The organism is Ensifer sp. CCNWLY38, from assembly GCF_037120565.1.
In the GTDB taxonomy this organism is placed as follows: domain Bacteria; phylum Pseudomonadota; class Alphaproteobacteria; order Rhizobiales; family Rhizobiaceae; genus Ensifer; species Ensifer adhaerens_H.
This window is the reverse complement of record NZ_JBBBBO010000002.1, coordinates 129311-150400: the sequence shown is the minus strand read 5'-3', so window position 1 is coordinate 150400 and position 21090 is coordinate 129311. Positions and strand designations below refer to the sequence as shown.

Here is a 21090-nt window from a genome sequence, read left to right as displayed (position 1 = left end):
GAACGGGCACCGTCGGCCCGGATTTCGTGAACGAGCCAGACGACGCCGGCGAGTAACAAGCCGCCGACCAACAACTTCGGCCCGGCCAGCATCATCTGGCCCAGCCAAGGCGGCGCGCGAGCACGTACCAGGTTTCGGAGAGGACGCCGGCAGCTAGGCCGACGCCAACCTCCAACAGCATCTGGATGTCCGGATCATCGGCGATCGCGGGACCGGTTTCGGGCGCCAGCAAGCCCTTCGCAACAAGCAAGCCGGCGCCATAGCGCAACACGATGCGGATCATCACGGCGCTCATTTCGCCCACCTCGCGAAAATTGAGACAATCACGGTGACAAGGCGTTCGAAGATGTTGCCAAGAGACAGGGCCGAAGCGCTGACGCCCTCGCCTTTTGCCTCCGATCCCGACTTTCCGGGCCGAAGCACCACGACGACGCCCGACTCTGCCGCCCCTGTTTTTTGCTGGCCACCCCGGCCATATCCGGCTTCCCGTAATGCCGCCTCGAACGCCCGGCCATAAGCCTCGATCTTCGGACCATTTTGCCTGATATCACCATTGATGATCGCGCGGGATGCCGCATAACGATAGCCGGTTGCCGCCCCGGAAAGGCTCTCGTCCGTGTCGAAGTCGGAAAGCCGTTTCCCGGTAAAAAGCCCCTCCGTCATGCCGTCGAACAGGATGCGCACTGCGGTCGCCATCTCGCTCGCCTGTTCAGGTGCTTCCGCGATGCCGAACTTCGCGTAATTCGCCTTGCCGGTTATCTGGGCCAAACCGCGCCCGCGATAGCGCCACCCATCATTCGCCTCCAGATTCCCGAGCCGCCCGCCATAGACCCGGTTCGCAAGCTTTTGCGGCTTGCCAGCGTAGGGTTCGGCACTCGCAAGTGTCGGGAATCGAGCGGGCCACACCTGGGTGAGCCGCTTCGCGGAGTAATTGAGATTTTCTTCAACCGGCCGCATGGAGCCGCCGGTTTCGTGGTATGCCGCGGCGAAGATTGCTGCGAGATGGAAGAGATTTGTGTCCCTGCGCTGGGCCTCGCCGAGAATAGCCTCGATACACTCGACCTGCTTTGTACAAAGCGATTTTCCGAATACACCGGACGTGCTGCGACGCAGGGCCGCGTAAAACGCTGCTCTGTTCATGGGTCACCTGATTGTTGGAGAGTGGCTAAAGACTGACCGCCGCGGACCACATGGCGTCAATCTGGACATCAGAGAGATTGAGCGCGGCGCCGACGGTTGCGATCAACGGGTGTGTTCTCTTGAAGGTGGTGGCATATTCCCACTCGATTTGTGCCTTCTCCTTGTCAGGGCCCGCAGGCATAGCCGCCATGGTCGCAGAAACCTGCGAAGGTGGAATTTCGCCAGCAAGAAGCCCTAAACGAAGCTGCCGGGCTGAAAGATCCGGCATAACGGACCGAGTTTCCTCCGGTGTCGGATCGACGGGAACATAAGGGGCGATGTGGAAATCGGGGTTGTCCTCCAGCCAAGCTTTTATCAATGGGTTAAGCCCGTTGATGTCGTTCTCGCGATAGGCATGTGCAGCGATCGTTTCCTCGATACCGTTGATCATCACCGCGCAATCTACGTGCATCAGGTCGACAGGATCAGCGTGAACAACGCGGCTGATAGATATAATTTCAAACATGCCCGTATCCTTCCTATGCGACGCGCTGAACCAAAAGAATGTTATTCGACCCACTGTAGGTGAGGCATCCTCTCACGCGCCAAGTGCCAGAGAGCTGCGCTCCACTAGCAAACAACGTAAACGATGAGGTCGAGTTGAGCCAAACCCCGACCGACACGTTTCGAGCCACGATCCCACCATTATAGACCAAGAGATACGAACCGATCGGATAGTTCGTTTCGTCTTGGTTGGTGCCCTTGTAAATCTGACTCAAATCGATGGCGTGATAGCCATCAACGGTGTCGGCGTTGCCGGCGCTATTCGCCCAATTCACGCTGAAATTCGACGGGTTGTAGACATAGAAATTGACGCCGTCGTTGCCGCCGATGAGCCATGACGGTTGGCCGGCCTGCCCGCTCCAGTTGACGTTGAAATCGCCACCGCCCATGAGGCGCGGATAAGCGCGGCCATTAGTGGTGATCTTGCTGTTGAGGACGTTCGAAAGATAATCGCTCGCCCACGGCATGTAGACGTTGCCGTCACCCTGATAGACGCCACCCCCGGCGATGGTTAGGTTGCCGCCGATGGCGAGGCCGGCGGACGGAAGGTTGTATTTGGCGCCATCGTAGTGGAGGTATCTGGTGCCGCCGCCCAAGAAAATGACGCCAGTGCCATTGCCACGGCTGGCGGTGATGTCGCCAGTGACGAGGCTGTTTGCCCCATTGTCGATTGGCCCCTCAACCTTCAACAGTCCGTCGCTTTCCCTGAAGGACATCGTCCTGACGAACGCTCCAGAGGCGTTGTAGAGGTTGAGCCTCAAGGAATTATCAGCCATATCATTGTAAAGCAGGGCTCTGTTTGTCCCAGCAGCATTTCTGAACCAAATATGCTTATTGGAATTGTTGTTAAAAACGATCTCTTGGCCGGAGGTGACGTAACTTCCAGAGAGCTGAATACTGGTTCCGGTAATGGCTCCTGAGAAGGCTTTTGCCGTCATCGTCGTCGGCAGGCGCGCATCCGCGACGGTGCCACTCGTCAGGTTGCTAGCATTGTCCGCACCGATCGTCGTCCTCATCGTTGCCGCATCGACGTCATCGAGGAGGTTTCGTGCAAGCGGCGTCAACGCGGTCGTCGCATAGAGGTCCGTCCCCGTCGTATAGAGCATCTGGTTGGTCGCCGTCGTCAATCCGGCGATCGATTGCAGGCCCGCGTCCTGCGCCTGGACATTGGTGCCGATCTCAAGGCCCAGAGCCGTCCTGGCGCCACTTGCGCTCGTTGCGCCCGTGCCGCCCGCGGTCAGCGGGCGCGGTGCGTTGGCGTCGGCCGTAAGGTCGTCGATCAGAGTATTGTAGGGTAGCTCGCGACGATCTTCGCGCGCTCTTCCGGCGAATAATGTTCGGCATCGTCGATCGTCATGGTCACCACGGTCCGGTCCTCGGAGGGTTCCAGCAGATAGCGGCTGACGACCGAGCTCATGCCTTTCAGCGGCGTAAAGGTCACGGCAACCGAGCCCCCTGTCGCATTGGTGCGGGTGATGCCCTCGAAATAGACATCCTCCGGCGGCTCCTCGTCGAACCAGACATAGTCCACCGTGTTGGCCTGCCATTTCGCCCGGCCCTGCTCATAGGCTTTGAGAAGCAAGGTCGAGGTGCCGCCCGAAGCATGACGTACCGTCACACTGTCGAGCGCGCCGGAAGCACTTGATCGGCGCGTCCAGCCGGCAAGCGCCGATTTCGGCAGATAGCCGGTGCCCCAATCCTCCTCGCTCATCGGCGGGCCGACGAGCAGCCGCTGCACGCCATCGCGTGTCAGCTCGTGCGATTCCGAGCCGCCGATCATCGTGATCGGCCGCTCGAACCGTCGGCCCGCCCACCAAGAGGGATACTCGCCTGTCAGATGCATCGCCGCTTCCGCAGCACCGGCCAGCGTCTTGCCGAGCTGGTTGCCGGCCATGAACAGCCGCTCGCGGAATGTGGCGCCGGCCGCGTGAAACGCCGTCTGCTTCGCATAGGGCTGGTAGTAGCGCAGCCTATTCGTGTTCTGCCGCCGCCCGATCTCCATCGCCAGCTCCATCCGCTCCTTGAGCAGCAAGGAAAGGTCGGATGGTCTGGTCGAGCTTGCGGATCCGGTCGAGGAGTTGTTCATCCGTCATCTCGCCGATCTGGTTGGCATTGATGGTCACGTCCTTCGGCATCAGCGCCGCCACGGCCTTCAGGAAATCATGCGGGTTCTTCTCGATCAGCGCATGGATCGCTGCCGCACCTCGGGCCTCCCAGGCCGAAAGCATGTCCTCGAGAAAGAGTTCGCCGAGTTTGCTGCGCACCGCCTTGCGGGCGCGCGGCCGGATGCTTGGCCCGTTCCCACCGGCACGCGGCAGAAAGCGCCCGGTCTTCGGGTCCTTGGCGGGTCTGGTTGTCATGGAAATTACTCCGGGCAGGCTCAGCCGCTGCACCTGTTGGCAGCCGCAGCTTTGACAGAAAAGGCACTCGGCCCCGACTTCGGTCCGTCACCTCGTCTTTGCTCGAATGGCTACTGCATGTTTCCTTTAATCGTACCCGATTAAAGGACAAAAACATGCAGCAATTCAAAGTGCTACAGCGACCTTTGCGCGTCTGATAAGACGCGCGGCGCTGTAGGCGCACCTGCCAATCGTCAAGCGCCATCGCCGCGGACAGCGCAATGTGCGCCAAGCGTGACAGCCGATCACAGAAAATTGCAGCTGTCACGCCGGATGTCACGCTTGCAACCTTGACTTCAGGTTGTATCCGGTCATCAATACGGCCCGCCGGGTTGCCCCGCTTCGGGTCCTCTTGGCGGAATGCGTCGCAAGTGCCCTGGTTCACAGGCAGTAGCCAGGGAAAAGCCAAAGTAGTTCAAGTTTTTGAGTAATTTGTCAGCCTAGCGGGCCCGCTGCGGGAACCATGCGATGGATGCAACAGGTGTCAGATGATCCGCAACGCGTTCAGTAAGTTGAAGACCATTTTCACCCCGCGGCCCTCCGCAACGAATATCTCGCCCAGGTTGCTTGAACTGGCCACTTCGGGGAACGTCGACGCCCAGGCAAAACTGGCCGAAATCTATTTCAACGACGGCGGCGAGGAACACTACGCTGCCTCGCTTCACTGGAACCGGCAGGCCGCCCGCCAGGGTCATCCCGCCGCGCAGGCCCGTCTCGTCACCATCTATCAAAGGGGGCTCGGCGTCGAGCGCGATCCGAAAGAGGCCTCCCGCTGGCTTCGCAACATTGGGCAACCGCGCCCGCGCCTTGAGCCCGCCCGCGCCGTTTCCGGCAAGATCGCCAAACAGGAAGCATAGCAAGCGCCAACCGGCCTTCCCGAAGCACCGTAACGATCCGCAACGGTCAGGCGGCCATTGCGCACCTGCATGTCCCTTTAAGTCGACCTCGATTTAAGGACAAAGGCATGCAGAAAATCAAAGTGCTGCCGCGACCTTTGCGCGGCTGACAAGACGCGCGGCGCTGCAGGCCGCTCGCGTTAAGCTGACCCCGGAATCGAAAAGGCCGCTTCAATGAAGAAACGGCCAGCCTGTAATATCCTTAGCCCGGTTCCGGCCGCCTGGCAAGCCCTTTGCCTAAATTTGTTTCCGTTTTGTTCGTTTTTTTTCGCGAGCCGTCAACGTCGCTCGCCTCACGCCCACCTGCCATCTCAGCCGCCGCTCCCGTCGTTTGGTGATATAGTTGCGACCGGCAACGCCACGCTGCCGGTGTCCCCGCGAGGAGGGACCACTGGACAGGGCCAAGCGTGCCATGTCCGGTTCGATGGTGAGGCGGTCGAAGGCCGTTCCTACGACGACGGGAGGATTCCATGATCTCACGATATCTGATTGTCGCTGTTATCGCGGCGCTTGCCGCGCTTGCCGGCTGCACCACCGACCAGGCCAGCCGCAGCACCGCCCCTGCCCCAAGCCAGGGAAACCAGGGCCTGCAAGGCGGCCAAGGCATGAGCCAGGGCGGCGGAAGCTCCGGCTACTAACGCATGTCGCGCAAAAGTGCGTAGCGGTTTTGCGAAAACGACATGCGACAAATCAAAACTGAACGGCCCACGACGAGCGGCGCCGACCGCAGGCTGCCTGCCCAGGCCGCGCATGACGGAAAGAAGCATGCACGGAGCCTGCCGGTGCCGTTCGCCTCGCTTCGGCGCCTGTTGATTGAACCTCCGGCGCCTTAGCGCGTTGAGTAACCATGACGCGCAATCTCGGTGCCACGCCATTTGTTTGCGCGCATTCTGTGTTAAGCTTCCCCTCGGGAGGAAAATACCATGGAGAATTTCTTCGCACTCGCCGCCATCGTCGTCGGCTCCGCCATCCTGGGGCTCGCGCTCGCCTACGGCTTCCGCCGCAAGGATGCGCACCGGCGTCCCGAACATGACGACGCCCGGTTGAAATTCTAGATCATCGGTTTTCCAGACGTCGGCCCATCCGCTCGCGCCTCCTCTCGGCCGGTCGTTCGCGTCTGCCCGCTTCACGACCCGCAAAGCCAACAGCGGTTTCACAAACAGAATAGCCCGCCGATCATGACGACCGACGGGCCTTTTTTTTCGAACGCGCCTTGCTCAGAAATAGGGCGAATAGCACTGCTGGCGCGGGCCGCCATAGGGCTGAAAGCTATTGTCGTAGGCGCGGTAGGAGCGGTAACGCGCAAAGCACCAGTCCACGTGCTGCGGGTTCACCCCGGCATCCACCCGGCGCGGCGGAGCGGCAATCGCGCCGCCGATGATGACGCCGGTGCCGAAGGCTGCCAGCGGATACCACCAGCCGTCATTGTGGCGGCGATAGCCGTAGCGCTCGTAGCGATAGCCGCGGTAGCCGTTATAGTGTCCATAGCGGTAGCCGCCGTCCCAGCCCGGGCGCCGACGATAGCCGCCATGCCAGCCTGGCCGCGGGCGGTAGCCGCCGTCCCAACCGGGGCGCGGGCGATAGCCGCCATGCCAGCCCGGCGGACGCCGGCGATAGTGGCCGCCGTTCCATTCCCGGTGCTGCACCAGCTCGACGTCGCTCTTCTGCGCCCGCTCGATGGCAACCGCCGGCACGGCATTCGCCGGCGTGATGCCCGAAAGAGCCGTAACCGCCGCCATTATGACGATGGCAATCTTCTTCATCTCATCACCTGTCCGTTTGCAAACAGGCGCCAGTTTCGCGGAACGACGTGAACCCACAATGAATGCGATAAATCTAATATGCAATGCAACCCAAAGGCAGCATTCGCGGCCAATGTTTCACGCGCGCGCGGCCCCCTTCCCGCGCAGCGTGATCGCGTGCGCAATCAGCGTTTCCACGGCCGCGCCATAGGAGATTCCGTCTGCCGCAAGCGCCTTGGCATACATGCTGATATTGGTGAAGCCGGGAATGGTGTTGATCTCGTTGATGACCAGGCTTCCATCCGGCCGCAGGAAGAAATCGACGCGCGCCATGCCGGCGCAGGCCAGCGCCCGGAAGGCCCGCTCGGCCATCTCCCGCGCCTGCGCGCCCACCTCCTCGGCAAGGTCCGCCGGCGCCTTCACGATCGCGCCGCCGGCATCGACATATTTGGCGTCGTAGCTGTAGAAACCGTGGCTTTCGGCGGGGATGATCTCGCCGGGCCGTGACACGGTGAGCCTGCCCTTGGCGTCTTCCAGCACCGAGCACTCGATCTCGCGGGCGTGCACGAACTCTTCGATCAGCACCTTGTCGTCGTGGTGAAACGCCTCTTCCAGCGCAGCCGCAAGCCCGTCGAGGCTATTGACACGGCTGACGCCGACGGACGAACCCTGCCGTGCCGGCTTGACGAAGACCGGCAATCCCAGTGTTTCCAGGATGGTTTCGCCGGAATAGGCATCCTCCTGATGCAGCGCGATGGCACGGGCGACCGGCAGCCCCTCGGCCGCAAGCAGGCGCTTGGCGAGCACCTTGTCCATGGCGGCTGCCGAAGCCGCAACGCCGCAGCCGACATAGGCGACATCCGCCGTCTCGGCATAACCCTGCACCGTCCCGTCCTCGCCGAACGGCCCGTGCAGCACCGGAAAGATGAGGTCGACCGCCGGCAGCAGCCCTTGCGTTCCGTCGGCGGCAATGGTGACCGCCCGCCCCTTGCCGCCCGGGATCAGCGCCACCTGCGTTCCTGCCGCCGGAATAGCCCAGGGCAGCTCGCCGTTTTCAAGCTCGAGCAACAGCCAGCGCCCATCCTTGGCAATGCCGATCGGCACGATCTCGTAGCGTGCTCTGTCAAGCGCGGCGACGACGTTGCGCGCTGACATCAGCGAAACCTCGTGCTCCGCCGAACGCCCACCAAACAACACGGCAATGCGCAACTTCCCTGTCATGACGTCTTTCCTTCAGATTCGTGGCCAATGCTGATCCGCAAGGAAGCGGTCGAAGATGGCAACAAGACGTCAAGGAAACGTGCTATCGCTGCGACAGGAAAATTTTCTCAATCGACCGCAACACCGCTTGACCCTTCAGGCGGCGAGACACAATTGGAACGCGAAGGATAATTTGAAGGAGAAGTCGTCCATGGCCGAGATCCTGCTCTTCCATCACGCCCAGGGGCTGACCCCGGGAATGCACGCTTTCGCCGAGGACCTCCGGGCCGCCGGGCACACCGTGCACCTGCCCGATCTCTTCGAGGGGCGCACCTTCGCAAGCATCGAAGAAGGCCTTGCCCATATCGGCGAGGTCGGCTTCGATGAGATGCGCGAGCGCGGCGTTCGCCTCGCCGACGCGCTTCCCCAGGGTCTCGTCTATGCCGGCTTCTCCTTCGGCGTCCTGCCGGCACAGAAGCTCGCCCAGTCCCGGCCCGGCGCCCGCGGCGCCCTCTTCTTCTACTCCTGCATCCCGATCAGCGGTCAGTGGTCCTTCGGCCCCTGGCCGGATGGCGTGCCCGTCCAGATCCACGGCATGGACAACGACCCGATCTTCGTCGGCGAAGGCGACATCGACGCCGCCCGCGAACTCGTCGAGAAGGCCGACGATGCCGAGCTCTTCCTCTATCCGGGCGACCAGCACTATTTCGCCGACAGCTCGCTGCCGTCCTACGACGCGGCGGCAACGGCGCTGCTGACAGAACGGGTGCTTGCTTTTCTCAGGCGGGTCTGAAGCTGCCCTATTGTAGGAAAAGCTCGGAGTTGCTCAGCAATCCCACCAATCGGTCATGGTGGCCTTGGCCGCTTTGCGCCAACAGTAGACATTCGCCGACCGCGGCGCCGTGGCCGATATGGGGCCGAGAGCGGGACGGCAGGTTCCGGGCAGCAGCATTGATGAAGCGGACATTCGCTATCGGCTTAAATCAGCAGGTCGGCCATGGACTGCTGTCGCCCCCTCCAGGTCGTACCTTGACCTGGATGTGAGCATCTGCTTCGGCCAAAAGCTATCGTCCATCGAGTGCGCAGCTGCCAGTCGCTACGCACTCGAGGATTCAGCTCAGTGGCCGGTGAATTAATCGCAAAGCCATGGCATTTTCGAGGTGGACGATGCAGCTCCGAAACATGCGTTCCGGATAGCCCCGGTTAGCGACCTGGATTAGTCACCCTGATATATCCGCCCCAAAACGCACAGGATTCTAATTTCGGTCGACTGACGTTTGCGTTTCACGGACGAAGCGCGCCCGGTTCGCGTTGACGAAAGCTTCTACGGTCATCAGCGGGCCACCAATAATCTTCGTGCCGATGTCATCGAGACCGGCGAGGAGACCCTCTTGCTGGTCCAGCTCCGCAGCTTCGAAGTGCCGCCGCAAGACGGTGTCATCCTCGAGCCCCGCGAGCTCCAGAAAGGCCGATACGGTAAGCTGCTCGAAGGGCAGATCGACTCCGAGGACCCGACCAACCTCTGCTGCGAGCTCCTCGTGACTATACTCCTTCGGGCCGTGCAGCTGGTAGGCTTGGCCGCCGTGGCCTTCCGGCTTCTCCAGGATGTTGGCGATGATCTTCGCCGTATCGGCCGCGGCCAGCGGAGCAAAGCGGCCATCCTTGTTGAATGGCATGACGTAGCGGCCGCGCTGGATGAATGACGAGATGTAGAGGAGCCACTCGGCGAAGAAGGTGATGCGCAAGTTCGTCGTCGGGATGCCTGACCACTTGAACACCTGCTCCGAAAGCCAATGGTTCTGGGTCACCTTGCTGCGCGCGTCGGGCCTGGATTGCTTGTGGGACAGGTTGACGATGTGCTCGACGCCCTGCTCTCTCGCCACCTGTGCGAAGATGACTGCCGCCTCCACGAGACCGTCGGCAATGGGATAGCAGAAGTAAGCGCGGTCGACGCCGTCGAAAGCCAGCCGCATATCGCGCAGGCTGGTGATGTCCCCATAAACGATCTCGGCACCCAGACTGGCCAGCTCCTGCGAGCGAGCGTCCTCCCGACGAGCGAGGGCGCGGACCTTTAGGCCTTTCTTCAGCAGTTCCTTCACGGTCGGACGCCCCGTATCTCCGGTTGCACCGGTCACCAGAATCGTTGTCATCGCATTTCTCCTTTCGATAATGGCATCAGGCGCTCCGCGGCGTCCTAATGCTGCATATACAACACATAGGAAGCAGTGTTGTATATGCAATACCATAATTTCCGATTCCGGCTAATCGCGCGGAATGTCGTCCGCGACGGTCTTGATTGCGCTCAAGCCTGCTTGCCCAAGCAGCTTGGACGCTCGTTCCTGCCCCGCCCGCCAGGCCGGCATGGATGAAAACAGCAGGTCTTCGCCAGCTTTGCTCAGCCGAAGGGGGCGCTGACGACCTTGAACCTTGTCGGGGACCTCTTCGATCCATCCCGCGTCCAGCATCAGCTTGAGGTTTCTCGTCAAGGTGGAGCGATCGAGGCAGTTGGCTCGGCCGATTTCGGCACGCGTCGCGACGCCCATCCGCATGATTGAACCGAGTAAGGTGTGTTGCGAGGACACTAGGCCGAACGGCCGCAGTTCCTCGTCGAAGATGTTGGTCATGACGCGTGAGATAAGGCGCGCCCGCGAAATTACGCAGGCATCTTCCAGTTCCCGCAGCATTGCTCGTCTATCGTCGGGTAGGGAACGCAGGTTCATAGTCTCTCGATGATGCATCTACAACATGTAGTCAACCAGTATCGCGTTTCAAGGAGGATACGAAACCCTGATGTCTCAGCGCATGCCACGGGCGATGATCTGCATAAACGCCGGAACGTTCGCTCTCGCTGGAAGCTGCCGTTCGCCGTATCATCCGAGGATGGCAGCAGAGTCCCATTGAGGCCGTTGCCGCTCAGCGCCGCTCCACGTGAATGAATGGCAGCTTCTGGGCTCGGCGATCGGCGCGCTGAACGGCTCAAATGGGGGCGCAAAGCAGCCGTCCGCGATGCGAACCTCTATGTCAGGTTTGAGCCGAAAGCTGCCGAAACGAACGACCGCTGAAGCCGTCAGCCGAAATGAATATTGAAATCCTCTTGCAGAAAGTCCCAGGCACTGGAAATCCCAGGCGAAATCACACTAATATAACGTCGCCGGACAAGCTTCGGAATTTGGAATTATACTACTGCAAATCCTGAAATACTTCGGAGTAACTGTGCTTATCTACTCGGACGAAAACCTTGAGGTCATCCATCGCCCGGGCGCCTCGCCTTACCTCCTCATCACCTTCAACGAGATGGAAATCCAGGCAAACGGCAGCCGCTACTGGGGCCAGCGCTTCTGCGAGAAGGCGGATATCGCCGCCCTCGGCTTCATCAGCAGGCGTCCCAACTGGTTTCCGGCCGCAAGCGTGGTCAAGGCGGTCGAGGCTGCGGCGCCGATCCTGAAGGCAGCACCCGAGCGCATCCTCTACGGCCATTCGCAGGGCGGCTATGCAGCGCTTCGCTACCGCCGGCGTTTCAACGCCACGACAGCCATCGCCTTCTGCCCGCAAATCTCGATCAATCCCAAAGCCGTTCCGTACGACAATCGCTTTCTCAGGCATTTCTCGCCCGATCTGCACGCCAATATGGGCATCGCCCCCGACCACGCCGCCGGCCGCGCCTATCTCTTCTACGACCCGTTCCACGCGATCGATCGCCGACATGCCGAGCGCATAGCGGAACTGCAGGCGGAAACGCATCTCGTGCCCGTGCACATGACCGGTCATGGCACGGTCAGGGTCTTCACCGGAACGCAGCGCGCGCTTTCGCTGATCGATGCCTGCCGCGCCAATGACCCTGCTGCCCTGCGCGCCCTTGCCCGCTCCGCGCGGATCGACGCGCCGATGCGGCCCTACCAGAACGCCGTCGCCGCCATGGCCCGCCACCCGGCCTGGGCCGATCGCCTGCACGCCCGCTTCGGTGATCGCTTTGCCCCCACGGAGCAGGTCAATTTCCTCTTCCACCGCGCCAATCGCCATATCCGCGACGGCAACCTCGTCACGGCGCGCGACATGCTGACGAATGCCCTGTCGCTCCTGCCCGGCCACCCCGCCGTCACGCTTCGCCTGCGGGACCTCGACGCCCGCATCGGTCGCGAAGAAAAGCTGGCGAAAGCTTCCTGAGGCGGCCGCCACGCCTCATCGGATTATGACAAGCTGCTCGGCGAGCAGGAACAGCGCGATCGCAATCATCGCCGCGCCTGAGAACTGGCTCACCAGACGAGCCACGCGCGGGCGCGTCCTGAGGACCATGCTCGAACCCGTGCCGACAAGCGAGTAGATGAGCGCGCAATTGAGCATATGCACCGCCCCGAGCGCCGCGATCTGGCTCGGGATCGTCCAGCTCCCGTCGCGGCTGGTAAACTGCGGCAGCAACGCGAGGAAAAAGAGTAGCGCCTTCGGGTTGATGCCGCTCACCGCGAAACCGCGGACGATCCACCCGGTCCAGCTCCTGGCCGCCTGGTCTTCGCCGACCACCGGAACAGGCGGATGGGCGAGAACCCCGGCGCCGAGCCAAAGGAGATAGGCTGCGCCCAGCACGGTAAGGACCGTCAGAACCGCCGGAACGCCGGCGACGAGCGCGCCCACACCGGCCGCGACCACCAGGGTGATCGCAAGATAGCCAAGCAGCATGCCGGAAACGGCCGGCATGATCGCCCTGTCTCGCAATCCCGCCGAGATCGCATAGGCCCAGTCTGCGCCGGGTGTCAGCACCAGCGAAAACGATATCGCCCAAAACGCCGTCAACAGACCCATTTCCATCTCGCACCACCTTCCTTCGGATACCCGACCCATCGAAGGAAGAATAGCGTTGCATCACGGGGATTAGCTCCCTATCTCTTGCCGAGATGCGGGATCCTGAGGCAATATCTCCCTCATGGATGATACGGACCGCAAGATTCTTGCCGAGCTTCAGAAGGACGGGAGACTGTCGGTTACCGAGCTCGGCGACCGCATCGGGCTCAGCCTTTCCCCCTGCCATCGCCGGGTCAGGGCGCTCGAGCAATCCGGCGTGATCAGCGACTATCGCGCCAATATCGATGCCGCCAAGGTCGGCCTCAATTTTTCGGCGATCGTCTTCGCAACGCTTAGGGAAGGCAGCCGCGAAAACGTGCATGCCTTCGAAAAGGCTCTTTGGGCGATACCGGAAATCACGCAAGCCGAGCGTCTGTTTGGCGATCCGGACTACATGCTGCATGTGGTGACGGAGGACCTGAAGGCGTTTCAGGCGCTCTATGACGAAAGCCTGCTGGCGCTGCCGAGCGTGCTGCGCCTGACCTCTACCCTTGTGATGAAGAGCATCTTCCAGAACCGGCCGCTGCCTCTTTGAACGGCTGGCTCGCGCAGCCCCGGATGAACTGGTGCGCCACGGCTAGAGCGTCCTTTGTGCGTTCATTTGAACGCACGGCGCTCTGGCAGTTGCCGTCCGAGGGCTCAGACGATTACAGCGCCGCGCGTCTTATCAGACGCGCAAAGGTCGCTGTAGCACTTTGATTTTCTGCATGTCTTTGTCCTTAAATCGAGGTCGATTTAAGGACAAAGACATGCAGTAGTGTACCGGCAGCCCTCGCCCATAGCGGAACAATGATGATGCACGCTCTGCCCCCTCTCGACGAAATCCGTGCGCTTGAAGAAGCGCTGCACCGCCCGGACGTTCGCCGGTCGCGTTCAGCCGTCGAGGCGCTGCTCGCCGAAGGCTTCGTCGAGTTCGGGGCGTCCGGCTCGATCTATCATCGTGCGGAAATCATCGATCTGCTTGTGCAGGAGCCAGAGCAAGACGATGGCGAACTGCGCGCGAGCGATTACCGCCTGACCGCCATTTCGCCGGAAGCGTTGCTCTTGACCTACAGAACCCGTCGCAGGGAAAGCGATGGATCGGAGCGGCACGCGCTCAGAAGCTCTGTGTGGAAGCGAAACGGAACCAGGTGGCAGATGCTGTTCCACCAGGGAACGGTGACGGGAGCGGCCTGAGCGGCCCGTCCAAGCGCGATTTTCGCGACGACGTGTCGGGATCGCGTGCCGCCATCCGTCTTCAAGGACAGACAAGCGATGGAGGACAACGATGACGATCACCATTACCGCTTTCGAACGGTCGCCGGATCGCGGCAAGGGGCTCGCGCGCGACATGCGTGTCCGCTGGGCGCTCGAGGAAGTCGGCCTGCCCTACGAGGTTCGCCTTCTGTCGTTCAAGGCGATGAAGCAGCCGCCGCATCTCTCGCTTCAGCCCTTCGGCCAGATCCCGACCTATGAGGAAGGCGATTTCGCCCTCTTCGAGTCCGGGGCGATCGTGCTCCATATCGCCGAGCGCCATGCCGGCCTGCTGCCAGACGAAGCCAATGCCCGGGCGCGCGCGATCGCCTGGATGTTTGCCGCGCTCAACACGATCGAGCCGCCGGTCTTCGACCGTAATCTCGTCCAGATCCTCGAACGCAACGAGCCCTGGTACGAGCACCGCCTGCGTGCGCTCGACGAAACCATCCGCAGACGGCTTGGCGGCCTTTCCAACCACCTTGGCGATGCCGACTGGCTCGATGGCGCCTTCAGCGCCGGCGACCTGCTGATGGTGACGGTGCTGCGCCGGCTGCATGGATCAGGGATTCTTGAGGAATACCCGAACCTTGCTGCCTATGTCGCTCGCAGCGAAGCACGGCCGGCCTACAAGCGCGCCTTCGAGGCACAGCTGGCGGTTTTCACCACCGCTTCCTCAGGCTAACCCGGAAGCGGCAATCGAGTTGCGTCACTCTGACAGAGCCGCATCACCCGGTTGACCTCTTTCTTCAAGTTTCCAGCGATGCCAGGGTGAGATTGGTATGGGCCGCCGCCTTGAATTCAACCTGGCACCACACCTTTGACGGCCCAGGCGACCGCAACATAGGACCGTGGACCATCGACCTCGCCATCGAGATAGGCAGAACGGACGGCATCGCGAAGCCGCGTGCGCGCCTGTTCGTCGAGTGTGGCGACATATTCGGCCCCTGGGCCATCCTTGCCGAGATAGGGCGTCCAGTAGTCGTCGAAGGAAGCGTACTCCATGCGGATCGCAAGCTCTGCCGTCTCGACCTTGACAAGGCCGACCCTGTGCCAAGCCGCCTCCAGTTCGCCGGGCCGGGTCATCGGGCGGGTGAAGGCACGCTCGCGAAGCCGTCGGGCGGCGGGGTCAAGGGCTGCCGCCGTATCGAGGAACAGGCGGCTGGCAACGAAACCGCCGCGGCCGTCCCATACGGTGGCAGCGACCGTCGCACCGGGCCGCGCAACGCGGCGCATCTCCGCCACGGCCCGTTCCGGCTCAGAAACGAAATGCAGCATCAGCAGCGACAGAACCCGATCGAACGCCGCATCCTCAAAGGGCAGAGCGCATGCGTCGCCAATCTGGAAAGAGACGCGCGGATCTGAATTGAAGCGGCTGGCGTGTTCAATGTAGGGCGCCGCGCAATCCACCCCGCAGACGGCGGAAAGGTCGGGCCGCGCGGCCAAAAGAAACGTCAGGCTGCCGGTGCCGCAGCCGACATCCAGCACTCGTTCACCCGCCGCGGCTCCGGCAAATGCCAGGAAGGGCACGGCGAGCCTTCGGCTCCAGCGCCCCATCTGCAACTCGTAACCGTCGCCAGTGTTGGCATTGAACGTCGATGCAGCCATCACAGCACACTCCAGCCAGCCGAACGGGCGAACTCTACCACAGGCTGGGCAACCCAAGACATCGGTGTTGGCAAACTGCCGCGTCGATCGGTTTACCGGGTTTGAGACCGATCCACGGCATGCGAAACCGGATCCGATCGCCGTTCGCGCGCGGCGGATATTTCGCCATTCCCTCGGCAGGCCGGCCAGGCAGGGCGCCGCCCCGGCTCCATCGGCGCCGATCGAACCGTGCCGCACCTCACCCTTCGTCCTGATGTCGCCGCCGACGCATGCAACCATGCCGCCGCGTTTCCTCGGGAGCGCGGCGGACAGGACCGCTCCTGCGAAATTCGAAGGGCTATTTGCGATGAGCAGCACCGAAACGAAAGCTTTCGCCCTCGCCGGCGTCGTCATGAAGCGTCTGTTGTCCGGCAGCCAGACCGACGGTCAATTCTGCCTCTTCGAAAATATCAGCGGCGGCGACACCAGGACGCCAGTTCACGTCCATGCCAGCGACGACGAAACCGTCTACATCCTCGAGGGCGAAATGACAGCCGTAATCGGCGGGACTGCGCACCGGCTGACCGTGGGCCAGAGCATCTTTCTCCCGCGCGGCGTCCCCCACCAGCTCCTCAACGTCAGCCGCCGGCCGGCGCGCTACATCCTGATCGGCACGCCAGCCATCTTCGACCGCTTTCTGGAAGAAGCCGGCCGCGAACTGAGGCCCGGCGAAGCGGTCAAGCCACCGACATCGGAAGAGCTTGATCGGCTTCGGATGGCCGCGCCGAAGTTCGGCATCACCCTGCTTGCCGACTGGTCGGATCAAGATTGACCCGCCGCCAGCGCAGGCTGCGGCGGTTCGGGAAAGACCGGGCAATGCGACCGCCTCACCTGTCGCAAGGAGAGCGGAGACACACTCCCCTTTGTAAGCGCAGCACCCACTGGCATGGCGGATGTCTTGCGAAATTGCGGGCAGCGGCGATATCGGACATTCGATTTTCGAGCTACGATCGTCCGAACGGCACCGTCCAATCGGTGGCGTCCACGACGTTGGGGAGCGACAGACCATGACCCGCGATCAGATGCTCGCCCACCTTCGCGCCGCCGACGAAGTCGCGCGCGAGGCCGCCGCGCACGGCCATCATCCTTTCGGCGCGGTCCTGGTCGGCCCCGACGACAGCATCCTGATGCGCCAAGGCAATATCGACACCGTACGCCACGCCGAGACCGAGCTTAGCCGGCGTGCCGCGACCGCCTATCCGGCGAAATTCCTATGGTCCTGCACGCTGGTTTCAACCGGCGAGCCCTGCGCCATGTGCACCGGCACGCTCTATTGGGCGAATATCGGTCGCCTGGTCTACGGCTTCGAGGAGGAAAAGCTCCTTGCCGAAACCAGCGACCACCCCGAAAACCCGACCATGAACCTCGCCTCGCGCACGGTGCTTGCCTCCGGCCAGAAGCCGATCGAGGTTTTTGGCCCCTTCCCCGAGATCGAGGACGAACTGCTCAGCCCCCACCGGACCTTCTGGCGGCGGTGAGGAACGCGTCCGATGGAGACGAGGCCGGGTGTTGCGAAGCCGTCCGCCTAAAACATGTCGCGCAACGTGCGCAGCGGCAACGATATGTGAAAAATCAAAGACCCAAGGCGTAATGAGCGATTCTGAAGGATCGCGACGCGCCTTGAGCGGGACGCCGCCACACGTCCCCTTCTCCCTGCGAGCGCGGAGAAGGTGGCCAGCAGGCCGGATGAGGAGCCCTCACGACCATTGCTCGGCTACCGTCATTCACTGGGGATGACGAAGAGGCCATGCGGCGACTGGAACCTCGCCCAGTCGAACGTCCCTGTACTTCGCGCCGATAGTGCTCAACACTGCCTCGTCGTCCGTCTCGATCGCGTAGAAAGTGCTGTCGACTGCCCCGATCACCACCCAGGTCCCGCCTGGCTGCGCGGGTAACGAGCCGGAAAATTCTCCCCAGATCCTGCCGCGTATCTTCGGCCAATGCCGCCAGCTCGGAACCCGAAAGCCGTCCATCGTCTTGCGTCAGCGCTTCCAGCCGCTCGCCGCCTTCGCCAGTCGCCTCGAACCACGCATATTCGGCAAGAGACGACTTGACCGGTGATACGGCCCAATTCGCCTGCAAGGACCGAGGCGCCAGGAGGCGCAACAGGTCCCTCAGATCCAGCGCGCGAGCCTGTTCGTCGAGATCATAAATTCTAAGTCTTGCCATCGCGCTCCCCCCAAGGCCGAAAACCGCATCGGCCAGAATGACGTTGCTGACCTAGTCGTCCAATTCCGGGATCCCGGTCAACGGCCTGGTGTCAACACGGTTGAACTCCAACTCGCCAAATTCACCGTTTTCAGTTTCAAAAAGGATCACGTCCACGAGAGCACCGTCCCCATCCTTGGCAAGGCGGGAGCCGAGCGGTTTCACCCTGCCCTTTGCAAGCGCCGCATTCCTGATCGTGTGCGCGTTGTCCGTCACGAATTCGACGACCTGAAGGGCGTCCAGAGTATCGGCGGACCACTGCCGGCTCAGGTGGTTTACCCAGCGCTTTTCATCATCGAGCAGTTTACGGGAATTTCGCGTCCACATCGCGGTCACACCGTTTCTTGGCCTGTAGCCGCTCGGCGCGCAGAACACGCGAGCGGCCATGGCGGACTTGGCATCCGCCGCACGCCCTGTCAACAAAACCGCACCCGGTCGCCTCCGGAGCCGCACTTCACCCCACCTCCTTCTCCCGCGACAGTCCCAGGTGCCAGTGCAGCTCCGTCAGCCCGCGTTTCAGCCAGGCGAGCTGCGGTTCCGGCATGGTGCGCAGCATCTCGTAATCCATGATGCAGACGTTGAAGACCGTGGTCTTCACCTGCGGTCCATCCTGCAGTTTCAGGAGCACGCCTTCGAGCTCCATCATCCGGTTCGCCGCCTGGCGGGCGCTGCGGGCGCGCTCGGCGCTCGTTTCGCCGGCAAAGCCCTTGACGCTGAAGAGCGACTGCGCCCTGACACTCGGAAAGGGAATGCCGGTGAGGCTGTAATAGCGCGCCATTTGCCGGGCGTACTCGTCGCCAGCCTCGCGCTCATGCGCCGTCAGCTTGCCGTCGAGGAACATGCGGCCGAGCGTGTAGCCGGCAAAGGGGCTTGCAACATCGACGTCGCGCTTGCCGGAAAAATGCATGCGCTTGCGCGCGTCGAGCGCCACGGAGCGCACCTCCCGTTCGGTCTCGCCGTGCTTGATCTGCCCACCGGGATAGCGTGCCACGTCGGCCTTGCGCGGCCGGCCAGCCCGGCTGGCGCGCTTGATGCGGATGCGTTCTGCCTTGGATGTCATCGTGTCGTTTCCTCGTTTCATTCATTCGTCATCGCTGGTTGGCCGTACCGCCGGCCCCGGCTTCGCGCTGACGCAAAATCAGTCCAAAAATCGAAAGCTTGCCGTCATCGGCTGGCGCCGCGCCGGTTCACCGCGTGCAGCACCGACGTATGGTCGCGGTGGAAGATGCGCCCGAGCGCCGGCAGCGACAGATCCTTGCGCTCCTCGTAGACTGCCGCCATGCAGCGATGGCGCGGCTCGACCAGGCGGCGCTCGCGGCCAACGCCGATGATCTCCTCCCAGGTGATGCCGGGATAGGCGCCAAGCACATCCTCGATGATCTCGCGCACCGGCCGTCGGCTGAAGAGATCGCCGCCCGTCGCATCCGCCGCGCCGCAAATCACCCGCGCCTGCGAGAGAAGCCGCGCCTCCGCATCGGCGAGCGCCAGTTCCAGCTCCGCGATCCGCCGTGTCTGCCTGCGCACTCGTCGCCTGCCAACATCGGCATGGCCATGGCCTCTGCGCCACCCTCCGCGCGCGCCTGTCCGCCGCGTCGCCGATGGCCCTTTCCCGCGTCGTCGTCACCGCCAGCCCCAGGCACGGCCCTCGCCCGCGCCGCAACGCCGCTTGTCCTGCCGCCTGCAGCTGTCTGTCCTGTCATGAATTCCGTTGCCTCAGGCTGCATGGTGGATCTCCCGGGTTGCAAGCGCGCTTACGTTCTGGGCGGCCGCCTTGGCCGCTGCGTGTGTCCTCCGAAACGCTTCGAGCCTGGCGCGTACGCGGGCGCGGCTGGCTTCGGAACGGGCAGCATCCCGGGGCTTGAGGGCGGCGATCGTCTCGCGCTTGCGGGCAAGCTCGGCCCGCATGCCCAGTGCCTCTGCCTTTGCCAGTGCCGCCAGCACCGGCGGCTTCGGGATCGTGCCCAAGAGCACATTGGCGTTGGCCGCATAGTCGCCGCGGATCAGCTTCTGCGTCGCCGCCGCCAGGCCGCAGCCCGGCACGCCTGACAGCGCATAGTGGTAGACGGCGAGGATCTTCTTCGGCTCGATCCCCTGCGGCATCGTCAGGCCGGCCGTCTGCATCGCGTCGAGGCTGCGCAGCACCGCCGCCTCGCTTGCCGGCGCCAGCCGTTCAGTGAGCGCGGTAATCTCCCGGCTCAAGGTCGAAAGCCGGGCCTGCGCCGGCAAACTCATCATTTCCATGTGGGTCATTGTTTCGGTTTCCTTTGATTTCGTTTTCAATCGCTTGCCTGCATTCCCGCTGGTGGCGGGCAAAGGCGGTCTCGTGCGGCGGCGCCTGCTGGCGAGACCCTCGTCGCGGTGGCCGGGCGTCTCCGGCCCGGCCCGCCGCGGTTGAACGGCCCGCGACTTGGGGGCCGCCAGCCCTGGTTGGTCGGCCGGCATTGCGCATCCAGTTCCGCCAGGTGGCCGCCCAGTCGAGCTTGGTGGCGCTGCGGCCGGATTTGGCGGCCCAGTAGTCGCGAAACTTGTCGAATTCGATTGTTGCCTCGGCCGGCCCGAAGCCGAGCCCGGCGGCAAACTCCCAGTCGGGCTCGAAGGCCGCGGGCAGCCGGCAGGCCCTGCGGCCGCGCCCCGACCGCGCCGCATCCGCCTCGCCCAGGTGGAGATCGAGCTGAGGGCCGCTCCCGGCCGGAGTCGTGTCGGGAGAGTTAGTTTCTTTAGGGGGTGCGGGGGAGCTTTCTTTATCAGAGAGGACACCCGCCCCTGTCGCCGTGACATCGCGTGACGTCACGCGCGCCCTGTGACGCTGCTGCCGTTCGCGATCGCCTGCCCGGCGCCGCTCGATCTCCGACTGCTGCCCGGCTTCGGCGGCGCGAACGGCGCAAAGGATCATCTCCGGCGACGCACCGGATTGAACCAGCGCCTCGACGATCGCGGTGATGCGCATGCCGCTACTCCCCGCTCGGCCGGGATGCGGCCCTGGTCTTGCCGGTCACCGCGGCAACAGCGCTGCCGCAGATGCGCGCCAAAGGCGGCAGGAAACCCGCGCCTTTGCTTTCCGCCTGTCCTCTAGAGCGCCGTGCGTTCGACCGAACGCACAAAGGACGCTCTAGCACTTTGATTCCAGAGCATCTTTCCGCCTCCAGTGTTTCCACTTGTGAGCGGGATGCTCTAGAGCGCCGTGCGTTCGACCGAACGCACAAAGGACGCTCTAGCACTTTGATTCCAGAGCATCTTTCCGCCTCC

The 21090-nt window shown here is 62.8% G+C and carries 26 protein-coding genes and 1 pseudogene; 10 read left to right on the top strand and 17 right to left on the bottom strand.

Going from position 1 to position 21090, the window contains the following annotated elements; genetic code table 11:
- Positions 1-91 precede the first annotated feature (91 nt).
- The 6 genes and pseudogenes from V7S54_RS04930 to V7S54_RS04905 form a co-directional block, all read right to left on the bottom strand.
- Complete coding sequence (locus V7S54_RS04930; RefSeq protein ID WP_058323330.1) at positions 92-295, bottom strand: hypothetical protein; 204 nt, start codon at positions 293-295, stop codon at positions 92-94.
- Positions 292-1140: a hypothetical protein gene (locus V7S54_RS04925; RefSeq protein WP_336408430.1), complete on the bottom strand. Its 849-nt coding sequence runs from the start codon at positions 1138-1140 to the stop codon at positions 292-294. Before V7S54_RS04925 ends, V7S54_RS04930 begins: the two co-directional genes overlap by 4 nt.
- A gap of 25 nt (positions 1141-1165) precedes the next feature.
- Positions 1166-1645, bottom strand: a complete 480-nt coding sequence (locus tag V7S54_RS04920; RefSeq protein WP_336408431.1) for a hypothetical protein — start codon at positions 1643-1645, stop codon at positions 1166-1168.
- Positions 1646-1658: 13 nt separating this feature from the next.
- Positions 1659-2789: a hypothetical protein gene (locus V7S54_RS04915; protein ID WP_336408432.1), complete on the bottom strand. Its 1131-nt coding sequence runs from the start codon at positions 2787-2789 to the stop codon at positions 1659-1661.
- Positions 2790-2974: 185 nt separating this feature from the next.
- A pseudogene (locus V7S54_RS04910) lies at positions 2975-3769 on the bottom strand (terminase large subunit domain-containing protein); the annotation flags it as partial.
- Positions 3654-4043 (bottom strand): hypothetical protein, encoded by a 390-nt coding sequence (locus tag V7S54_RS04905; RefSeq protein ID WP_141679600.1) that lies wholly within the window; start codon positions 4041-4043, stop codon positions 3654-3656. The gene V7S54_RS04905 and the pseudogene V7S54_RS04910, both read right to left, overlap by 116 nt.
- A gap of 527 nt (positions 4044-4570) precedes the next feature.
- Here V7S54_RS04905 and V7S54_RS04900 point away from each other — a divergent pair.
- From V7S54_RS04900 to V7S54_RS04890, 3 genes are all read left to right on the top strand, one after another.
- Positions 4571-4939, top strand: coding sequence for a tetratricopeptide repeat protein (locus V7S54_RS04900; protein ID WP_065377319.1), 369 nt, complete (start codon positions 4571-4573; stop codon positions 4937-4939).
- A gap of 509 nt (positions 4940-5448) precedes the next feature.
- Entirely contained in the window at positions 5449-5616 is a 168-nt protein-coding gene (locus V7S54_RS04895; protein ID WP_176707630.1) for a hypothetical protein, read from the top strand.
- Positions 5617-5901: 285 nt separating this feature from the next.
- A complete protein-coding gene (locus V7S54_RS04890; protein WP_268753082.1) occupies positions 5902-6033 on the top strand; it encodes a hypothetical protein in 132 nt (43 codons plus the stop codon).
- Positions 6034-6195: 162 nt separating this feature from the next.
- Here the strand turns inward: V7S54_RS04890 and V7S54_RS04885 are convergent, their stop codons facing one another.
- Both V7S54_RS04885 and V7S54_RS04880 read right to left on the bottom strand, forming a co-directional pair.
- Positions 6196-6741, bottom strand: coding sequence for a BA14K family protein (locus V7S54_RS04885; RefSeq protein ID WP_065377320.1), 546 nt, complete (start codon positions 6739-6741; stop codon positions 6196-6198).
- Positions 6742-6858: 117 nt separating this feature from the next.
- Entirely contained in the window at positions 6859-7941 is a 1083-nt protein-coding gene (locus V7S54_RS04880; RefSeq protein ID WP_065377321.1) for a D-alanine--D-alanine ligase family protein, read from the bottom strand.
- Between the two features lie 190 nt (positions 7942-8131).
- On the opposite strand from V7S54_RS04880, the gene V7S54_RS04875 reads away from it, so the two are divergent.
- Entirely contained in the window at positions 8132-8713 is a 582-nt protein-coding gene (locus V7S54_RS04875) for a dienelactone hydrolase family protein (protein ID WP_065377322.1), read from the top strand.
- A gap of 463 nt (positions 8714-9176) precedes the next feature.
- Here V7S54_RS04875 and V7S54_RS04870 read toward each other — a convergent pair whose 3' ends face one another.
- Together V7S54_RS04870 and V7S54_RS04865 are read right to left on the bottom strand one after the other, a co-directional pair.
- Positions 9177-10070, bottom strand: coding sequence for an SDR family NAD(P)-dependent oxidoreductase (locus tag V7S54_RS04870; protein WP_058323289.1), 894 nt, complete (start codon positions 10068-10070; stop codon positions 9177-9179).
- A 111-nt stretch (positions 10071-10181) separates the two neighbouring features.
- A complete protein-coding gene (locus tag V7S54_RS04865) occupies positions 10182-10604 on the bottom strand; it encodes a MarR family winged helix-turn-helix transcriptional regulator (protein ID WP_057253998.1) in 423 nt (140 codons plus the stop codon).
- A gap of 529 nt (positions 10605-11133) precedes the next feature.
- Here V7S54_RS04865 and V7S54_RS04860 point away from each other — a divergent pair.
- Complete coding sequence (locus V7S54_RS04860; RefSeq protein WP_065377323.1) at positions 11134-12084, top strand: hypothetical protein; 951 nt, start codon at positions 11134-11136, stop codon at positions 12082-12084.
- Between the two features lie 15 nt (positions 12085-12099).
- Here the strand turns inward: V7S54_RS04860 and V7S54_RS04855 are convergent, their stop codons facing one another.
- On the bottom strand, positions 12100-12723 hold the full coding sequence (locus V7S54_RS04855) for a LysE family translocator (RefSeq protein WP_065377324.1): 624 nt from the start codon (positions 12721-12723) through the stop codon (positions 12100-12102).
- Between the two features lie 115 nt (positions 12724-12838).
- Here V7S54_RS04855 and V7S54_RS04850 point away from each other — a divergent pair, with 115 nt between their 5' ends.
- From V7S54_RS04850 to V7S54_RS04840, 3 genes are all read left to right on the top strand, one after another.
- Positions 12839-13291, top strand: coding sequence for an Lrp/AsnC family transcriptional regulator (locus V7S54_RS04850; RefSeq protein ID WP_057253994.1), 453 nt, complete (start codon positions 12839-12841; stop codon positions 13289-13291).
- A gap of 260 nt (positions 13292-13551) precedes the next feature.
- Positions 13552-13932: a nuclear transport factor 2 family protein gene (locus V7S54_RS04845; RefSeq protein WP_065377335.1), complete on the top strand. Its 381-nt coding sequence runs from the start codon at positions 13552-13554 to the stop codon at positions 13930-13932.
- 91 nt (positions 13933-14023) lie between these two features.
- Entirely contained in the window at positions 14024-14674 is a 651-nt protein-coding gene (locus V7S54_RS04840) for a glutathione S-transferase family protein (RefSeq protein WP_065377325.1), read from the top strand.
- A gap of 116 nt (positions 14675-14790) precedes the next feature.
- Here the strand turns inward: V7S54_RS04840 and V7S54_RS04835 are convergent, their stop codons facing one another.
- Positions 14791-15597: a class I SAM-dependent methyltransferase gene (locus V7S54_RS04835; protein WP_065377326.1), complete on the bottom strand. Its 807-nt coding sequence runs from the start codon at positions 15595-15597 to the stop codon at positions 14791-14793.
- 346 nt (positions 15598-15943) lie between these two features.
- Here V7S54_RS04835 and V7S54_RS04830 point away from each other — a divergent pair, with 346 nt between their 5' ends.
- Both V7S54_RS04830 and V7S54_RS04825 read left to right on the top strand, forming a co-directional pair.
- Positions 15944-16408 carry a cupin domain-containing protein gene (locus V7S54_RS04830; protein WP_065377336.1) on the top strand — a complete coding sequence of 155 codons (465 nt, stop codon included), beginning with the start codon at positions 15944-15946 and terminating at the stop codon, positions 16406-16408.
- 235 nt (positions 16409-16643) lie between these two features.
- Positions 16644-17114, top strand: coding sequence for a nucleoside deaminase (locus tag V7S54_RS04825; RefSeq protein ID WP_057254438.1), 471 nt, complete (start codon positions 16644-16646; stop codon positions 17112-17114).
- Positions 17115-17856: 742 nt separating this feature from the next.
- On the opposite strand, the gene V7S54_RS04820 is transcribed toward V7S54_RS04825, so the two are convergent.
- From V7S54_RS04820 to V7S54_RS04800, 5 genes are all read right to left on the bottom strand, one after another.
- Complete coding sequence (locus tag V7S54_RS04820; protein WP_141679602.1) at positions 17857-18231, bottom strand: hypothetical protein; 375 nt, start codon at positions 18229-18231, stop codon at positions 17857-17859.
- 67 nt (positions 18232-18298) lie between these two features.
- On the bottom strand, positions 18299-18904 hold the full coding sequence (locus V7S54_RS04815; protein WP_065377329.1) for a hypothetical protein: 606 nt from the start codon (positions 18902-18904) through the stop codon (positions 18299-18301).
- A gap of 104 nt (positions 18905-19008) precedes the next feature.
- Positions 19009-19368, bottom strand: a complete 360-nt coding sequence (locus V7S54_RS04810) for a helix-turn-helix domain-containing protein (protein ID WP_336409988.1) — start codon at positions 19366-19368, stop codon at positions 19009-19011.
- 189 nt (positions 19369-19557) lie between these two features.
- A complete protein-coding gene (locus V7S54_RS04805; RefSeq protein WP_176707631.1) occupies positions 19558-20094 on the bottom strand; it encodes a hypothetical protein in 537 nt (178 codons plus the stop codon).
- The gene (locus V7S54_RS04800; protein ID WP_336409989.1) at positions 20015-20791 is read right to left on the bottom strand and encodes a hypothetical protein; all 777 of its coding nucleotides are present in this window, start codon (positions 20789-20791) and stop codon (positions 20015-20017) included. The genes V7S54_RS04805 and V7S54_RS04800 overlap by 80 nt, the downstream gene beginning before the upstream one ends.
- Positions 20792-21090 lie beyond the last annotated feature (299 nt).

What these genes read in the sequence shown, in the direction of transcription:
- V7S54_RS04815 (WP_065377329.1), bottom strand. Translation starts at nt 18,904, where the DNA reads ATGACATCCAAGGCAGAACGCATCCGCATCAAGCGCGCCAGCCGGGCT.
- V7S54_RS04890 (WP_268753082.1), top strand. Translation starts at nt 5,902, where the DNA reads ATGGAGAATTTCTTCGCACTCGCCGCCATCGTCGTCGGCTCCGCCATC.
- V7S54_RS04895 (WP_176707630.1), top strand. Translation starts at nt 5,449, where the DNA reads ATGATCTCACGATATCTGATTGTCGCTGTTATCGCGGCGCTTGCCGCG.
- V7S54_RS04875 (WP_065377322.1), top strand. Translation starts at nt 8,132, where the DNA reads ATGGCCGAGATCCTGCTCTTCCATCACGCCCAGGGGCTGACCCCGGGA.
- V7S54_RS04800 (WP_336409989.1), bottom strand. Translation starts at nt 20,791, where the DNA reads ATGCGCATCACCGCGATCGTCGAGGCGCTGGTTCAATCCGGTGCGTCG.
- V7S54_RS04885 (WP_065377320.1), bottom strand. Translation starts at nt 6,741, where the DNA reads ATGAAGAAGATTGCCATCGTCATAATGGCGGCGGTTACGGCTCTTTCG.
- V7S54_RS04845 (WP_065377335.1), top strand. Translation starts at nt 13,552, where the DNA reads ATGCACGCTCTGCCCCCTCTCGACGAAATCCGTGCGCTTGAAGAAGCG.
- V7S54_RS04900 (WP_065377319.1), top strand. Translation starts at nt 4,571, where the DNA reads ATGATCCGCAACGCGTTCAGTAAGTTGAAGACCATTTTCACCCCGCGG.
- V7S54_RS04830 (WP_065377336.1), top strand. Translation starts at nt 15,944, where the DNA reads ATGAGCAGCACCGAAACGAAAGCTTTCGCCCTCGCCGGCGTCGTCATG.
- V7S54_RS04870 (WP_058323289.1), bottom strand. Translation starts at nt 10,070, where the DNA reads ATGACAACGATTCTGGTGACCGGTGCAACCGGAGATACGGGGCGTCCG.
- V7S54_RS04930 (WP_058323330.1), bottom strand. Translation starts at nt 295, where the DNA reads ATGAGCGCCGTGATGATCCGCATCGTGTTGCGCTATGGCGCCGGCTTG.
- V7S54_RS04880 (WP_065377321.1), bottom strand. Translation starts at nt 7,941, where the DNA reads ATGACAGGGAAGTTGCGCATTGCCGTGTTGTTTGGTGGGCGTTCGGCG.
- V7S54_RS04915 (WP_336408432.1), bottom strand. Translation starts at nt 2,789, where the DNA reads ATGCTCTATACGACGGGGACGGACCTCTATGCGACGACCGCGTTGACG.
- V7S54_RS04865 (WP_057253998.1), bottom strand. Translation starts at nt 10,604, where the DNA reads ATGCTGCGGGAACTGGAAGATGCCTGCGTAATTTCGCGGGCGCGCCTT.
- V7S54_RS04920 (WP_336408431.1), bottom strand. Translation starts at nt 1,645, where the DNA reads ATGTTTGAAATTATATCTATCAGCCGCGTTGTTCACGCTGATCCTGTC.
- V7S54_RS04855 (WP_065377324.1), bottom strand. Translation starts at nt 12,723, where the DNA reads ATGGAAATGGGTCTGTTGACGGCGTTTTGGGCGATATCGTTTTCGCTG.
- V7S54_RS04840 (WP_065377325.1), top strand. Translation starts at nt 14,024, where the DNA reads ATGACGATCACCATTACCGCTTTCGAACGGTCGCCGGATCGCGGCAAG.
- V7S54_RS04835 (WP_065377326.1), bottom strand. Translation starts at nt 15,597, where the DNA reads ATGGCTGCATCGACGTTCAATGCCAACACTGGCGACGGTTACGAGTTG.
- V7S54_RS04825 (WP_057254438.1), top strand. Translation starts at nt 16,644, where the DNA reads ATGACCCGCGATCAGATGCTCGCCCACCTTCGCGCCGCCGACGAAGTC.
- V7S54_RS04850 (WP_057253994.1), top strand. Translation starts at nt 12,839, where the DNA reads ATGGATGATACGGACCGCAAGATTCTTGCCGAGCTTCAGAAGGACGGG.
- V7S54_RS04805 (WP_176707631.1), bottom strand. Translation starts at nt 20,094, where the DNA reads ATGACCCACATGGAAATGATGAGTTTGCCGGCGCAGGCCCGGCTTTCG.
- V7S54_RS04925 (WP_336408430.1), bottom strand. Translation starts at nt 1,140, where the DNA reads ATGAACAGAGCAGCGTTTTACGCGGCCCTGCGTCGCAGCACGTCCGGT.
- V7S54_RS04820 (WP_141679602.1), bottom strand. Translation starts at nt 18,231, where the DNA reads ATGGCCGCTCGCGTGTTCTGCGCGCCGAGCGGCTACAGGCCAAGAAAC.
- V7S54_RS04905 (WP_141679600.1), bottom strand. Translation starts at nt 4,043, where the DNA reads ATGACAACCAGACCCGCCAAGGACCCGAAGACCGGGCGCTTTCTGCCG.